The organism is Nocardioides sp. F233, assembly GCF_057813895.1.
Genome location: NZ_JBVASH010000001.1, coordinates 1,045,209 through 1,059,838, shown reverse-complemented (window position 1 = coordinate 1,059,838; position 14,630 = coordinate 1,045,209). Strand labels below are relative to the sequence as shown.

Annotated in this window: 15 protein-coding genes; 3 read left to right on the top strand and 12 right to left on the bottom strand. The window is 73.2% G+C overall.

The genetic code is table 11. The features are described from left to right. Positions 1–28: 28 nt before the first annotated feature. The 3 genes from ACZYRU_RS05060 to ACZYRU_RS05050 are packed head-to-tail and all read right to left on the bottom strand — an operon-like array spanning position 29 to position 3,717. Positions 29–2,026: an ATP-dependent DNA helicase gene (locus tag ACZYRU_RS05060; protein WP_488955989.1), complete on the bottom strand. Its 1,998-nt coding sequence runs from the start codon at positions 2,024–2,026 to the stop codon at positions 29–31. A gap of 60 nt (positions 2,027–2,086) precedes the next feature. Then, the gene (locus ACZYRU_RS05055) at positions 2,087–2,908 is read right to left on the bottom strand and encodes an LLM class flavin-dependent oxidoreductase (RefSeq protein WP_488955988.1); all 822 of its coding nucleotides are present in this window, start codon (positions 2,906–2,908) and stop codon (positions 2,087–2,089) included. Next, complete coding sequence (locus ACZYRU_RS05050) at positions 2,905–3,717, bottom strand: alpha/beta fold hydrolase (RefSeq protein ID WP_488955987.1); 813 nt, start codon at positions 3,715–3,717, stop codon at positions 2,905–2,907. Before ACZYRU_RS05050 ends, ACZYRU_RS05055 begins: the two co-directional genes overlap by 4 nt. Positions 3,718–3,797: 80 nt before the next feature. Between ACZYRU_RS05050 and ACZYRU_RS05045 the strand changes: the two genes are divergently transcribed. Beyond that, positions 3,798–4,688, top strand: coding sequence for a LysR family transcriptional regulator (locus ACZYRU_RS05045; RefSeq protein ID WP_488955986.1), 891 nt, complete (start codon positions 3,798–3,800; stop codon positions 4,686–4,688). Here the strand turns inward: ACZYRU_RS05045 and ACZYRU_RS05040 are convergent. The 3 genes from ACZYRU_RS05040 to ACZYRU_RS05030 form a co-directional block, all read right to left on the bottom strand. Next, complete coding sequence (locus ACZYRU_RS05040; protein WP_488955985.1) at positions 4,660–5,352, bottom strand: SGNH/GDSL hydrolase family protein; 693 nt, start codon at positions 5,350–5,352, stop codon at positions 4,660–4,662. The genes ACZYRU_RS05045 and ACZYRU_RS05040 overlap by 29 nt on opposite strands. Positions 5,353–5,569: 217 nt before the next feature. Next, positions 5,570–7,063, bottom strand: a complete 1,494-nt coding sequence (gene hflX / locus ACZYRU_RS05035; protein WP_488955984.1) for a GTPase HflX — start codon at positions 7,061–7,063, stop codon at positions 5,570–5,572. Positions 7,064–7,121: 58 nt separating this feature from the next. Continuing rightward, entirely contained in the window at positions 7,122–8,750 is a 1,629-nt protein-coding gene (locus ACZYRU_RS05030; protein WP_488955983.1) for an alkaline phosphatase D family protein, read from the bottom strand. Positions 8,751–8,899: 149 nt separating this feature from the next. On the opposite strand from ACZYRU_RS05030, the gene ACZYRU_RS05025 reads away from it, so the two are divergent. After that, entirely contained in the window at positions 8,900–9,484 is a 585-nt protein-coding gene (locus ACZYRU_RS05025; RefSeq protein WP_488955982.1) for a hypothetical protein, read from the top strand. 24 nt (positions 9,485–9,508) lie between these two features. Here ACZYRU_RS05025 and ACZYRU_RS05020 read toward each other — a convergent pair whose 3' ends face one another. Continuing rightward, positions 9,509–10,285, bottom strand: coding sequence for an SDR family NAD(P)-dependent oxidoreductase (locus ACZYRU_RS05020; RefSeq protein ID WP_488955981.1), 777 nt, complete (start codon positions 10,283–10,285; stop codon positions 9,509–9,511). A 60-nt stretch (positions 10,286–10,345) separates the two neighbouring features. Continuing rightward, a complete protein-coding gene (dapF, locus tag ACZYRU_RS05015) occupies positions 10,346–11,176 on the bottom strand; it encodes a diaminopimelate epimerase (protein ID WP_488955980.1) in 831 nt (276 codons plus the stop codon). A gap of 97 nt (positions 11,177–11,273) precedes the next feature. On the opposite strand from dapF, the gene ACZYRU_RS05010 reads away from it, so the two are divergent. Next, on the top strand, positions 11,274–11,942 hold the full coding sequence (locus ACZYRU_RS05010; protein WP_488955979.1) for a hypothetical protein: 669 nt from the start codon (positions 11,274–11,276) through the stop codon (positions 11,940–11,942). Between the two features lie 2 nt (positions 11,943–11,944). On the opposite strand, the gene ACZYRU_RS05005 is transcribed toward ACZYRU_RS05010, so the two are convergent. From ACZYRU_RS05005 to ACZYRU_RS04990, 4 genes are read right to left on the bottom strand one after another with little or no spacing between them, the layout of a single operon-like run. Next, entirely contained in the window at positions 11,945–12,376 is a 432-nt protein-coding gene (locus ACZYRU_RS05005; protein ID WP_488955978.1) for a hypothetical protein, read from the bottom strand. A 31-nt stretch (positions 12,377–12,407) separates the two neighbouring features. Then, positions 12,408–13,034, bottom strand: a complete 627-nt coding sequence (locus ACZYRU_RS05000) for a pyridoxamine 5'-phosphate oxidase family protein (protein ID WP_488955977.1) — start codon at positions 13,032–13,034, stop codon at positions 12,408–12,410. After that, entirely contained in the window at positions 13,031–13,597 is a 567-nt protein-coding gene (locus ACZYRU_RS04995; protein WP_488955976.1) for a dihydrofolate reductase family protein, read from the bottom strand. Before ACZYRU_RS04995 ends, ACZYRU_RS05000 begins: the two co-directional genes overlap by 4 nt. Then, complete coding sequence (locus tag ACZYRU_RS04990) at positions 13,594–14,508, bottom strand: helix-turn-helix transcriptional regulator (protein ID WP_488955975.1); 915 nt, start codon at positions 14,506–14,508, stop codon at positions 13,594–13,596. The genes ACZYRU_RS04995 and ACZYRU_RS04990 overlap by 4 nt, the downstream gene beginning before the upstream one ends. Positions 14,509–14,630 lie beyond the last annotated feature (122 nt).

Below are 14,630 nucleotides of genomic sequence, written 5' to 3'. Positions count from 1 at the left end.
CCAGGCTGGCCCCGACGAAGGTCGTGGGTCAGGCCCGGCCGCTGAGGCGGCCGAGGGCCTGACGCACGACCTTCGGGTCGTTCGTGGTCCACATCGGCGGCAGGCTGGCCTTGAGGAACGAGCCGTAGCGGGCGGTCGCCAGCCGAGGATCGAGTACGGCGACCACGCCACGGTCGCTCGTCGTACGGATCAGGCGCCCGGCCCCCTGCGCGAGCAGGAGCGCGGCGTGCGTCGCGGCGACCTGCATGAAGCCGTTGCCGCCCGCCTGGTCGGCGGCCTTCTGGCGTGCGCTCATCAGCGGGTCGTCGGGGCGCGGGAACGGGATCCGGTCGATGATCACCAGCTGGCAGGTGTCGCCGGGGACGTCGAGACCCTGCCACAGGCCGAGGGTGCCGAACAGGCAGGTGTGCGGGTCCTCGACGAACTGGCGAGCGAGCTCGGGCAGCTGGGCCTCGCCCTGGGCGAGGGTGGTGAGGTGGGGCAGCGTCTTGCGGACGTGCTCGGCGGCAGCCTCCGCGGCCCGGCGGCTGGAGAACAGTCCGAGGGTGCGGCCGTCGGCCTGGTCGACCAGCTCGGTGATCTCGTCGAGCTGGGCCGGGCCGAGGCCGTCGCGACCGGGCGGGGGCAGATGGCGGGCGACGTACAGGATGCCCTGCTTGGCGTAGTCGAACGGGCTGCCGACGTCGAGCCCGCGCCACGGCTGGGCGTCGTCGGGCCAGTCCTTGCGCGGCGCCTCGGGCGCGACCCGCTCGGACGGCTTGAGCCCGACCGAGCCGGCGACGGTCGCGAAGTCGCCGCCGAGCATCAGCGTGGCCGAGGTGAGCACGACGGTGTTGTCGGAGAGCAGCTTGTCGCGCATCTGGGCCCAGACCTGGAGCGGCGCGACGCAGAGCATCGGCGGGATCCGGTCGGTGCCCTCGGTGCGCCAGAGCACGTCGGCCTCGGAGCTGGCGGCCATCCGCTCGGCGGTGGTGAGGACCTCCTGGACCATGCCCTTGGCCTGGGTCATCGCGGCGTCGGGGTCGCTGCCGGACTCGGCCTTGGGGAAGGCGCCGACGCAGGCGCGGGCGGCGTCGCGGACCAGCACCAGCGCGTCGGCGAGCGCCTCGGGGACCTGCTCGAAGCGCCCGGCCGGGGCGTCGGTGATCGCGGCGCGCAGCGCGTCGGCGGCGTCGGCGAGGTCCTCGGCCTCCTCCCCCTCGACGTGGCGGATGCTGCGCCGGGCGGCCCGCTCGACCTCGGCGGCCCACAGCTCGTCGGTGGCGGCCTGGGTGACCCGGGCGGCGAGCTCGTGGGCCTCGTCGATCACGACGGCGTCGTACTCCGGGATCATCGGGATCCCCTCGACCGCGTCGATCGCGAGCAGCGAGTGGTTGGTGACGATGAGGTGCGACTTCTGCGCCTTCTCCTTGGCGCGCTCGGCGAAGCACTCCTCGCCGAAGGGGCACTTGCTGGCGCCGACGCACTCCCGGGCGGTGACGCTGACCTGGCGCCACTCCTTGTCGGTGTGCCGCGGGGCGTCGTCGCGCTCCCCCGTCTTGCGGTCCTCGGCGGCCTTCTCGGCCCAGCTGCGCAGCTCCAGGACCTTGCGGCCCATCGCGCCCATGGCGTCCTCGGCCTGGATCAGCTGGCCCTGGTCGTCCGGCGCACCCTCGCGCACGCGGTGCAGGCAGGCGTAGTTGGAGCGCCCCTTGAGCACGGCGTACGACGCGTCGACGCCCGGGACCGTGCCGACGGCCTTCACCAGGCGCGGCAGGTCGCGCTCGACCAGCTGGTGCTGCAGCGCGAGGGTCGCGGTGGCGATGACGACGCGCTGGTCGTGGAGCAGGGCGGGGACGAGGTAGCCGAGAGACTTTCCCGTGCCGGTGCCGGCCTGGACGAGGAGGTGCTCCTTGTCGCCGAACGCATCGGCCACGGCCTCGGCCATCGCGACCTGGCCCTCTCGCTCCTGGCCGCCGAGCGCGGCCACCGCCGTCGCGAGCAGGTCGCGGACCGGCGAGGTCCGGTCGGCAGCGGTGGTGGTCACCGGGAAACCCTAGAGGGTGGCGCCGACGTTCCCGCGCGCCCCTCCACAGCTCCCCCGCGTTCAGCGGAACGGACCGTCGCGGACCACCCCGAGCACCTCGTCGACGGTGATGCCGTGCGGGTCGACGTCGGCCAGCCACCAGGTCGCACCGGCCGCCTCGAATGCGGCCAGGTCGGCCGAGGCGGGGAGCGCCACTGCGACGTCGTACGGCGTCCCGGCGGTGCCGGCCTCCACCCGCAGCCCCCGGATCCGGTCGACCGCCCCGGCCAGCTGGTCGGGGTGCTCGAGGTTGACCGGGACGAACCCGTCGTGGCGGGCGGCGCGGACGAGCGGGCGACGGTTGCCGGGGAATCCGGCCGTCCAGACCGGGACCGTGCCGTGGACCGGCCGCGGGAGGAAGCGGACGCCGTCGATCGTGCCGCCCGGGCCGCGGTGGTGGACCTCCTCGCCGCTCCACGCCTGCCGCAGGACGGCGAGGGCGTCGTCGAGCAGGACGGCCCGGCGGCGGTCGTCGACCTCCTCACCGAAGCGCGAGAACTCCTCGCCGAACCGGTCACTGCCGAGGCCGGCACCGAGGACCAGCCGGCCGTCGCTGAGGCGGTCGAGCGTGGCGGTCTGGCGGGCCACGACCTGCGGCCGACGGCGCGAGAGCGGGGTGACCATCGGGCCGAGCCGCAGGCTCGAGGTCGCCGCCGCGACGGCGGCGAGCGTCGTCCACGGGTCGGCGACCGCCCGCACGGGCTCGCGCCAGCGCAGGTGGTCCCAGACGAAGAAGCCGTCCCAGCCGTGCTCCTCGGCCGCCACCGCCAGCCGTACGACGGCCGCCGGGTCGGCGAGGTCGTCGAACAGCGGCACCCAGATCGCCGACCGCAGCGAGCTCATGACGTGTGCTCCACGAGCTCGGCGACGAACCGGTCCCAGGCGGGCACGAGGACGTCGTGACCGGACCCGGGCAGCACGACCAGCCGGGCGCCGGGGATCGTGTCGCGCAGCGCCTCGCCGTGGGCGGGCGGGAACACCGGGTCGAGCTCGCCCTGGACGACGAGGGTCGGGACCCGCAGGTCCGCGAACCCGCCGCCGCGGGGACCGTCGAAGTCCATCGCGACGTGGTTGACCAGGGTGGCCCGCAGGTCCCGCGTGCGCGCGACGTCGGCGGTGGCGAGCGCCCGGGTCGCGTCCTCGTCGAAGTGAGGTGAGCCGCCGGCGTACGCCCGGAACGCCTCGACGAGGTACTCGACGACGGCGGCCGGGTCGTCCGGGTCGGGGTCGGGCGGGACGTCGAGGGAGCCCATCGGCAGCTCGCCGGTGGTGGTGCTGACCAGGGTGAGCGACCGGACCCGGTCGGGGTGGTCGACGCCGAGGACGAGGACGACGCCGCCGGACATCGAGCGGCCGACGACGTGGGCCCGGTCGACCCCGAGGGCGTCGAGCAGGGCGACGGCGTCGGCGGCCAGGTCGCGCAGGCCGTAGCCGGGCTCGCCTGCCGGGAAGCTGGTGGAGCGGCCGGTGTCGCGCTGGTCGTACCGGATGACGTACCGGCCGGCGGCGGCGATCCGGCGGCACAGCTCGTCCTCCCACCACAGCATCGAGGCGCAGGCGCCGTGGACGAGGAGGACGGCCGGGGCGGCCGGGTCCCCGAAGGTCTCGGCGACGAGGGTGATGCCGTTGCAGTCGTGTGCGGTCTCGGTCATGCCAGCGACGCTAGGCTCGCGGCAGCATCGTGAAAAGCGATGCTTTCCGATAGTCATGATCGCTGCTTACGATCATCGCCATGTACGAGCTGCGCCACCTCCGGGCCCTCGACGCCATCGCGGTCGAGGGCACCTTCGCCCGCGCCGCCCAACGCCTGGGCTACACGCAGTCCACGCTGAGCCAGCAGGTCGCGGCCCTCGAGAGGTCGGTCGGCGGCGCGGTGTTCGACCGGCCCGGTGGCCCGCGCCCCGTACGCCTGACGCCGCTCGGGCGGGTGGTGGTCACCTCCGCACGCGAGGTGCTCGGGGCCGTGGGCGAGGCCGAGGAGTCGGTCGCGCGCTTCCACGCCGGCGACGGGCGGGTCGACATCGGCACCTTCCAGACGGTGACCAACGTGCTGCTGCCGCCGGTGGTGCAGCAGCTGCGGGACGCCCATCCCGGCTGCGACATCCGGCTGGTCGAGGACGAGGCCGCCGTGCCCGATCTCGGCGAGCTCGACGTCCTCTTCTTCGACCGCCCCGGCCCCGACGACGTCGACAGCACGCTGCTCCTCGAGGACGAGCACGTCCTCGTCGCACCGCCGGGCTCCTTCCCCGACGGACCGGTGGCGCTGGACCTGCTGCACGAGGCGTCCGTGGTGGCGCTGCCGCCGATCTGCGACCAGCGCGAGGTCGAGGACCACCTCGCCGCGCGTGGCATCGTGCCGAACGTCGTGTTCCGCACCGCCGACAACCAGGCGGTCACCTCGATGGTCCGGGCCGGACTGGGCTGCGCGGTGATGCCGGTGCTCTCGCTCGGCTGGCCGGAGCGGCCGAGGGGCGTCGTGCTCCACCCGCTCGCGCCCGCACTTCCGCCGCGTCGGGTCTTCGCGCTCTCCCGCGGCAGCCTCTCGCCCCTCGCCGCGGAGGTGGTGGAGCTGGCGGCCCGGATCGCGCAGGAGGTCAGGGACGCGGGCGGCTGCGCTGGGTGAGCAACACCCGGACCCGCTCGGCGACGCGGTCGCCGAACACCCGGTGGCCTGCGGCGTCGGGGTGCAGCCGGTCGGGTTGGAAGGTCAGCGTCGTGTCCAGCATCGAGAGGTACGGCGTCCCGTGGCTCGCCGTCAGCTCGGCCAGCCGGGCGTCGACGGCCGCGACGTCGTCGTACGGCAGGAGCGGGACGGCCGGCGGTCCGACGACCAGTACCGGGCGGTCGCCCAGGGAGCGCATCAGCCGGCCGTACCCGGCGTCCAGGTCGGCCAGCGGCTGGTCGGCGTCGTTGAGCCCGCCCTCGACCACGACCAGGTCGACGCCGGCGAGCCGGTCGCGCGCGGCACGGGTGGCGTAGGAGACATCGCCACACGGGCTGGCGCCTCGGGTGAAGCCACTCCCGGAGAAGCCGTCGACCCGGACCCGGCCGGGCAGCCGCACGGGCCACGACTGGTCGGGACGGACACCCGCGCCCACGGAGTAGGAGTCGCCGATCACCAGCACCCGCGCACCCGATCCGGTCACCAACGCTCCCCTCTCCTGGGCCCGCTCCCCCTTCGTCGCGCACGGGTCCGGGCGCGCGCCGGCGCGGGCCAGCAGCGTCGTGCTCGCCGCCATGGCGAGGACGATCGCGAGCAGCCCGAGCAGGAGTCGGTGCCGAGTCACGCCGGGATCATCCGTCGTACCCGGCAATCAGGTTGCCGAATTCGGGAAATCGGAACCGAATTGCCGGGTACGACGAGGAAACCCGACCTCAGGCAGAGGCGAGGAGCAGGCGCGAGGACATGCCTCCATCGTGCCCGGCCGCCGGCCGTCGTACGTCGGCGCTCCGGCCACCTTCGGGTAGCCGATCGGATGACTCCGGCGTCCCCCGGGATACCGGTCAGACGGCGTACGCCGCCAGCTCGCCGGCGAGCGCCTCCGTGGCGCGGCCGGTGACCCGGGTGCCGTCGGCGGTGTGCTCGAGCGTGCCGATCTCGCCGTCCTTGTGGATGCGGTCGATGAGGTCGCCGCGCGCGTAGGGCACCAGTGCGGTGAACTCGACGCGCGGTCGCGGGAGCTCGGCCTCGACGGCCGCGACGGCCGCGGCGATGCCCTCGCCGGTGCGGGCGGAGACCGCGACGGAGTGGGGCTCGCGGCGCAGCACCCGGTCGACGACGACGGGGTCGGCGGCGTCGATCTTGTTGACGACGACCAGCTCGGGGACCTCGGTCGCGCCGATCTCGGCGAGCACCTCGCGCACCGCGGCCAGCTGGCCCTCGGGGTCGGGGTGCGAGCCGTCGACGACGTGGACGATCAGGTCGGCGTCGGCGACCTCCTCCAGGGTCGAGCGGAAGGCCTCGACCAGCTGGTGCGGGAGGTGCCGGACGAAGCCGACGGTGTCGCTCATCGTGTAGACACGGCCGTCCGCGGTCGCCGTACGACGGGTGGTCGGGTCGAGCGTGGCGAACAGGGCGTCCTCGACGAGGACGCCGGCGCCGGTGAGGCGGTTGAGCAGCGAGGACTTGCCGGCGTTGGTGTAGCCGGCGATCGCGACGGAGGGGATCGCGTTGCGGCGCCGCTCCTGGCGCTTGGTGTCGCGGGTCCCCTTCATCACCTTGAGGTCGCGGCGCAGCTTGGCGATCTTGTCGTTGATGCGGCGGCGGTCGGTCTCGATCTTGGTCTCACCGGGACCACGACCACCGATGCCGCCACCGTCGGCGCCGACCCGGCCACCGGCCTGGCGGGAGAGGTTGCCACCCCAACCACGCAGCCGCTGCTTCATGTAGCTGAGCTGCGCGAGCTCGACCTGGGCCTGGCCCTCCTTCGACTTCGCGTGCTGGGCGAAGATGTCGAGGATCAGGGCGGTCCGGTCGACGACCTTGACCTTGACCCGGTCCTCCAGGTTGCGCAGCTGGGAGGGCGCGAGCTCGCCGTCGCAGATGACGGTGTCGGCACCGGTCGCCTGCACGATCTCGCGCAGGGCGTCGACCTTGCCGCGACCGATGTACGTCGCCGGGTCGGGCGACTGGCGGCGCTGGTAGATCGCGTCGAGCACCTCGGAGCCCGCGGTCTCGGCGAGCAGCGCGAGCTCGGCCATCGCGTTCTCGATCTCGGAGATGGCACCGCCGGTCCACACCCCGACGAGGACCACACGCTCCAGGCGGAGCTGGCGGTACTCGACCTCGGTGATGTCCTCGAGCTCGGTGCGCAGGCCGGCAACGCGGCGCAGCTCGTGGCGCTCGACCAGGTCGAGGTCGCCGGTCGTCAGGTCCTCGGGATCGGGCTCGTCGGCGTAGCCGGACTCGAAGTCGTCGAATTCGGTGTCGGGGTCGTCCCAGCCCTCGGTCGCACGCAGCGCGGCGTCGAGGGAGAAGTCTTCAGCACGGTTCGTCATAGGCGTATCCAGCGTAACGACGAGACTGCAGAGATGCTTCCCGATTACCTCGCGGTGGTCACCGGGCGACCTGCTCCGGCTCGAGCGCCCGCTCCCACAGCACGCTGCCCGCGCCGTCGTGCAACCGCACGGTGAGGACGCCGGACGCGGCGAGGTCGAGCTGGCCGAAGTACTGGTTGGTGGGCCGGGGAGCGACGTCGAGCTTGCCGACCTCGGCCTCGCCCTGGGAGAAGACGACCTCGGGGCCGAAGGTCTGGTCGAGCTCGTCGTCCTTGAGCCAGAACGGCGAGGAGGCGACCGGACCGGAGATGAACTCCCAGAACGGGTCGAAGTCGGTGAAGGCCGCCTTGTCGGGGGTGTAGCGGTAGGCGGCGGTGTAGTGGACGTCGCCCGTGAGCCAGATGACGTTGCGGACGCCGTGGCGCTTGATGGCCGACAGGATCCGTGCCAGCTCTGGCTCGCGGCCGAGCGGGCGGCCGCCGTCCTTGTTGGCGTAGCCGTCGAGGTCGGTGATCCGGTTGGTCGGCGCCGACAGGGGCATGTCGGTGCAGATCGCCTTCCAGGTCGCGGTCGAGGAGCGCAGGCTGCTGATCAGCCACTCCTCCTGCTCCTGGCCCAGCAGCCCGGCCTGCGGCCGGTCGGCGGCGACGGCCGGGTCGGTGTCGGGGTTGGGTCCGCGCCAGCTGCGCATGTCGAGGCAGAACAGGTCGAGGTGCTGGCCGCGCGGGACCCGGCGGTAGAGCCGCCGGCCGACGAAGCCGTCACCGCCGGCGGAGACCAACCGCTTGACCGGGACCGGCTGGTACTCCTGCCAGGCCCGCCGCCCCCGCAGGGCCAGCACGTCGGCCCGGCGCTCGCCGTACCGCTCGTCGTCGATGGTCTCGCCCGGCCACCAGTTGTTGCAGGTCTCGTGGTCGTCCCACATCGAGACGGTCGGGACGGAGGCGTGGAAGGCCTGGACGTTGTCGTCGCGCAGCGGGTAGCGGTGCCGTCCGCGCAGCTGGTCGAGCGTCTCGGAGACGGCCATGACGTCCTCGGTGAGCTCGTTGTGCCAGGTGGTGCCGTCGGGCAGCAGCACGGTCTCGTCCATCGGCTCGTCGGCGTAGATCGTGTCGCCGACGTGGACGAAGAGGTCGGGGCGCAGCCCGAGCATGGTGCGGTACGTCGTCAGCCCGCCGCGGGCGCGATCGATCCCCCACCCCTGGCCGCAGGTGTCGCCCGACCAGACGATCGACTGCGCCGCGGCGTGGATGGGCGCGGTCGCGAAGGTGAGGTGCTGCGGCGCGCTGCGCTCGCCGTCGGGGCTCTCGAACCAGACCTCGGCGTCGTACGGACGGCCGGGGGCCAGTCCGGTGAGGTGCACCCGCGCGGTGAGGTCGGCGCGCTCGTCCGTCCACGGCCCGCGGACCAGCCGCCGCTGCCGGCCGTTGCTCAGCAGGCGGACCATCAGCCGGCTCGGGGTCGCCGCACGCGACCAGATCACCGCGGAGCTCGTGGTCACCTCGCCGCTGCGTACGCCGGAGGTCAGGTCGCGGCGACGCTCGACGAAGGCGGGCGCGCGGCCGAGGAGCCCGAGGGCGGGGATCGAGGCGCCGGACAGGCCGGCCACGATCGTCGTACGGCGGCCGACCCGGAGCTCTCCCAGGCGGTCGGTCAGGCGGGTCTGGTCGTCCCAGAGCAGCGTCACGTTGCGTCAGGCAACCGCCTCGCGACGACCGGGTCCTGAGCGGGACGCTGCGCGTCGGTGAACACGGGAGGGACAACACGGAGGACACCGTGGGACGGAACACGGCCGCGCAGGCATAGCGACACCCGGGGGTGCGTCGTTGCCGTGGTGTGCGTGCTCTACGGCCGGGGGGCGAGAGCAGGACCTTCATCCTCTTCGCCTCCGTCATCGTCATCGTCATCGTCGGCAGCTTCCTGTTCCTGCGACCGGGGTCGCCGGAGAGCGCCGTCGACCCCGACAGCGGGGCCAAGGACGAGCAGACCCTGCCCACCGAGATGCCGTCGGCCGAGCCGAGCGCGTCGCCGTCCGCCACGGCGTCCGGCACCGCCGACGCGACGGGGCTGTTCGGCGGGCACACGGCCGGGCTCGGCGTACCGCCGGGCCTGCAGGGGGCCGGTGACTACTCGCAGCTGCCCAAGCACAAGCTGACCGTGACGATGTCGACGGAGGGTGTGCTCGGCACGGTCGCGTGGATCATCCCGACCAGCGTGGAGAACCACGAGGGCACCGCGGTCGTGCGCAGCGGCAGCTGGTCACTGAGCACCACGGTCTACGGGAACCCGGACTACGCGGTGGTCTTCGCCCAGCAGGGGCGGGTCGACCAGCCGGTGCACTGCACCATCACGGTCGACGGTCGGGTCACGGAGCGGCGCTCGACCCAGGGGGCCTACAGCGCGATGTGGTGCGAGGGCTGAGCCCTCGCACCCCACCGCCGAGGACTACTTCGGGGGCATCCGGATGCCGCCGTCGACGCGGATGACCTCGCCGTTCATGTACGAGTTGGTCAGGCACTCGATGACCATGCTGGCCAGCTCGGCGCCGGTGCCGAGGCGCTTCGGGAAGAGCACGTTCTGCCCGAGGTTGGCCTTGAACGCCTCCGCGGCCTCGCCCTCGCCGTAGATCGGGGTGTCGATCAGGCCGGGAGCGACCGTGTTGAGGCGGATGCCGGAGGCCGCGAGGTCGCGGGCGACCGGGAGGGTCATGCCGACGACGCCGCCCTTGGACGCGGAGTACGACGCCTGGCCGATCTGGCCGTCGAACGCCGCCACGCTGGCGAGGTTGACGATCGCGCCGCGGCAGCCGTCCTCGTCGGCCTCGTTCTGGCTCATCACGGTGGCGGCCTGGCGGACCATGTCGAAGGTGCCGATCAGGTTGATCGCGACGACCTTGGTGAACGCCTCGAGCGAGTGGGCCGACTCGAGCTGGCCGTCGCGGCCGATGGTGCGCTGGGCCCAGCCGATGCCGGCCGAGTTGACGACCGCACGGAGCGGGGCGATCTCGGCGGCGGCCTTGACGGCACCCGCGATCTGCTCGGTGTTGGTGACGTCGACCTGCGCGAAGACGCCGTTGATCTCGGCGGCAAGGGCCTCGCCCTTGTCGGCCTGCAGGTCGGCGACGACGACGGTGGCACCCTTGGCGGCGAGCGCGCGGGCAGCGGCCGCGCCGATGCCCGAGGCGCCGCCGGTGACGATGGCGGAGGATCCGGTGAGTTCCATGGTCGGGAGCATAGGACCCCGCCGCGACCGTGACACCGTCGGTGTCACAGTCAGAGATCGCTACAGGTCCGCGGTGCCTTCGGCGACCACCGCGGCGGGTCCGGTCATCAGGATCCGGTCGTCGGCGGTCCAGGTGATCCGCAGGGTGCCGCCCGGCAGGTCGATGCGGTACGCCGTGTCGCGGGCCGCGCCGTCGGCCAGGGCCGTGGCGACCATGACCGCGCAGGCACCGGTGCCGCAGGACCGGGTCTCACCGGAGCCGCGCTCATGGACCCGCATCGCGACGTGACCGGGCGCGCGTCGTACGACGAACTCGACGTTGACCCCGGCCGGGTAGACCGCAGGGTCATGGGCCGGGGCGTCGAGCAGCGGACCGGCGTCGGCGAGGTCGTCGACGAACGCGACCGCGTGGGGGTTGCCCATGTCGACGTGGAGGGCCGGCCAGTGCTGGTCCCCCACGGCGACGGTGGTCTCCTCGAGCACCTTCGGGATGCCCATGTCGACGGTGATCTCGCCGTCGGCGGCGCCGCCGGCGAAGGTGAGCACCTTGACCCCGGCCCGGGTCGCGACCGGGACGGGCGTCGTCGGGTCGACCAGGCCCTGCAGGGCGAGGTGGCGGCCGAAGACGCGCACGCCGTTGCCGCACATCTCCGAGATGGACCCGTCGGAGTTGCGATAGTCCATGAACCACTCCGCGTCCTGGCCGGCGCCGGCCTCGCCGACGGCGGCGGTGCGGATGACGCGGAGGACGCCGTCACCGCCGATACCGGCGCGGCGGTCGCAGAGCGCGCGGACCCGCGCGGCGCTCAGGTCGCCGTGGACGGTGCCGTCGGGGTCCGGCAGCAGGACGAAGTCGTTCTCGGTGCCGTGGCCCTTGAGAAAGGGGTACACGCCCCAAGGATAGGGGGACCGCGGGTGGATCCCGACGTCCGCGGGATCAGACCGCGGACCGACGCGGGACGGGCGGCCGGTGCCTAGCGTCGACGCCATGACCCGCACCCTCACCCTGACCACCGCTGCGCTGGTGGCGGCCGTCGTACTGGCGCCCGAGGTGGTCGCGACCCTGCTCGTCGGCGACTACGCCGGCGTCGGCGCCCTCCGGGACGCGCTGCCCGGTGCGTTCGCCGAGCACTGGCGCCTCGGCGACGGCGCCGTCACCGGCGAGCTGGCCGACGCGGTCCGCTACTGGGCCGCCTTCCACGTCGTGAAGGCCGTGCTCGCCGGAGCGTTGCTGGGGGTGCTGGTCGTCGCCCTCGGTCGGGTACGACGAGGCGCGTGCCGGGTGGCCCTGCTGGCCCTCGCGGCGCTGGCCGCGGTGGTGCTCATCGCCAACGTGCAGGGAGCCGTCGCTCCCCTGTCCTCGCTGCTCTCCATGCTGTCCTCGGACGCCGCCGGCCTCACCCTCGCGTCGTCCGGCACCCCGGCCTTCGCCGCGCTGGTGCGGGACTTCGCGATCTACCACCTCGCGGTGGCGGTGCTCGCCGGTGCCGCCACGGTCATGATGGCGTGGCTCGTCGTTCTGGCCGGGCGCCAGGGGCGCCGGGCGGCCACGGGCGCCGCCGCCGTGGCCGTCGTGCTGCTCGGCGTGGTGACCCTCGCGAACGTCTCGACTGTCGCAGCCCCGGAGCCCGCGCTGGTCGGGTTCCTCGGCGGGTGAGCTCAGCGGCAGTGCTTGACGCCGGTCACGTCGATCCAGTCGGTGAGGGCCGGCTTGTCGGACCGCGTCCTGATCCGGACCTTGACCAGAACCGAGGTCTTGCTCCCGGACCCGAACCTGTCGAGGTAGGCGACCCCGTTGCGCCGCCACGGGGACGACGTGCCGGCGAAGTCCTGCCACGTCCCCTGCACCAGGTACTGGATGCGGACGCGCGCCTTCACCGACTTCCTGGCCTTGCGGGCGTCGAGCCGCATCTCGAGGCCCCAGCCCCAGCTCTCCTCGTGCTGGCAGACCTGGATCTTGGCGCCCACCCGCTCGTGCACCGTGCTCCAGCCACGGTTGGCGCTCACGGCGGCACTCGCCGGCTCGGCGGCGGCGGGCATCACCACCAGGAGCAGGGCGGCGACCAGTCCGGCGATCGTCGTACGACGCAAGGGAACCTCCGAGAGTTCGATGATGGGGCGCTCAGCCGTAGAGGCGTTCTTCGTAGCTCGGGCCGTAGTAGGCGTCGAGCACCTCGAGACTATCGTCGGGACGCTCCAGCCGGTGGGCCAGCACTGCCCGGCGCGGTACCCGCGCCTCCGGGTCCCAGGTCTCGGGACGCCACAGCTGGGAGCGCAGGAACGCCTTGGCGCAGTGGAAGAACACGGTCTCGACGTCGACCACGATCGCCAGCAGCGGGCGGTGGTCCTTGACCACCATCGCGTCGAAGAACGGCGCCTCGCTGACCAGGCGGGCGCGGCCGTTGATCCGCAGGGTGTCGCCGCGGCCGGGGATCAGGAAGTTCAGACCGACCTGGGGGTTGGCGAGGATGTTGCGGTACCCGTCGGCCCGCCGGTTGCCCGGCCGCTCGGCGATCGCGAGCGTCGTGTCGTCGAGGACATGGACGAGCCGGCCGGCCGGGTCGCCCTTCGGCGAGACGTCGCAGCGGCCCTGCGCGTCGGCGGTCGCGACCATGCAGAAGGGCGAGGACGCCAGCCAGTCACGGTCGACGTCGGTCAGCGCGGACCGCTCCTTGTCGCGGGCGGCGTCGGTGGGCACGCCGAGCAGGGCGGTGAGGGCGGCGTCGTCGGCGATCTCGGTCCAGGTCACCCGTCCACGGTAGGCCGGTCCTCGAGCAGCGGGCCGGCCAGGGTGTAGCGGGCGGTGACGAACGCACCGTTGCGGGCGGTCTCCTCCAGCGTCAGGTCCAGCCGGCGCGGCAGCAACGGGCGGCCGGCGCCGAGGACGACCGGTGCGATCGACACGATCACGGTGTCCAGCAGGCCGGCGTCGGCGAACTGGCCGGCGAGGTCGCCGCCGCCGACCACCCACACGTCCCGCTCCCCCGCGGCGGCCCGCAGGTCGTCGTACACATCGGCGACGGCGCCCCGCGCGAACCGGACGTCTGCCCCCTCGGGGACCGGCAGCTCGCGGGTGGTCATGACCCACGTCGGCTGGGCGTAGGACCACGGCTCGCCGGACTCGGCGAGGTGCGCGAGCACCCACTCGTACGTCGTCGAGCCCATCACCAGCGCGCCGACGGTGGCGATGAAAGCCCCGTAGTTCTGGGGTCCTGACTCATCGAGGTCCTGGCGCATCAGCCAGGCGAGCGAGTCGTCGGGGTCGGCGAGGAAGCCGTCGAGGGTGGTGGCGGTGTAGTAGACGGTGCTCATCGGTCCTCCCCGAGCTCGCGGCGCAGCCAGTTGATCGGGTCGCCGTCGTCGGCCTCGACGCCGGCGGCGCGCAGCCAGACCCGGGTGAGCTGGCGGCGGTACGCCGAGAAGGTCAGCACGTGCGCCACGATGCTGCTCAGCACGAACGACTCGGGCGGTTCGCAGAGCGCGTCGACGATCCGGTCGTCCCAGGCGCCTCGCCGGTCGACGTCGCGGACCGCCGCGAGCCAGCGGGCGGCTGCGGCGTCCTGCCGCTCGAGCAGCCCGGCCGGCCCCGGGGACCTGTCGACGTCGGGGAAGTCGGTGCCCTCGACGGCCGCCAGCCAGACCTCCTTGGCGAAGACCGTGCGCTCCAGCACCGCCGCGATCGACTCCTCGGGCCCCTCCCACGATGCCACCTGGTGGCCGGGGCTGCGGACCTCTCGCCACTGCGCGTCGTCGAGACCCTTGGCGAGCTCGATCAGCTCCCGGGTGTCGTCGAGGTCGTGGCGGACCAGCTGGTCGGTGACGGGACTCATCGTCTGCTCTCCTGCGTGCACCCACAGGCTCGTGGGCGGGTGGAAGTGGATGCCGTTGGCAGCGGGCAGCCAGACGCTGCCGCCGCCGTCGCCTGCCTCGCTCGGCGGGTGCCCGTAGGCCCGGGCGAACGCGCGGCTGAACCCCTCCAGGGACTCGTAGCCCGCCTCCCACGCGGCATCCGTGACATTCGCGCCCTGCCGGATCCGCCAGGCGGCCCGCTCGAGCATCACCCGGCGCCGCATCGCCACCGGTGCCTCGCCGGCGTCGCGGGTGAGCACCCGGCTGAAGTGGTACGGCGACGCGAACGCCCCGTCCGCCATGTCGCCGAGCGTGCGGTGGTCCTCGTCGAGCACCGCGTCGAGAAGCTCACGGAGGCGGTCACGGCGGGTCATGGGTCCAGTGTGCTGGGCGCGCGGGCCCCGGCGCTTGACCGTTCTTGCTCAGCCTGGTCGCTTGTAACTAAGGGTTACAGCGCACTTTCTGGTGCCACAGCGCCCGGGTAGCAGCCAGAGCG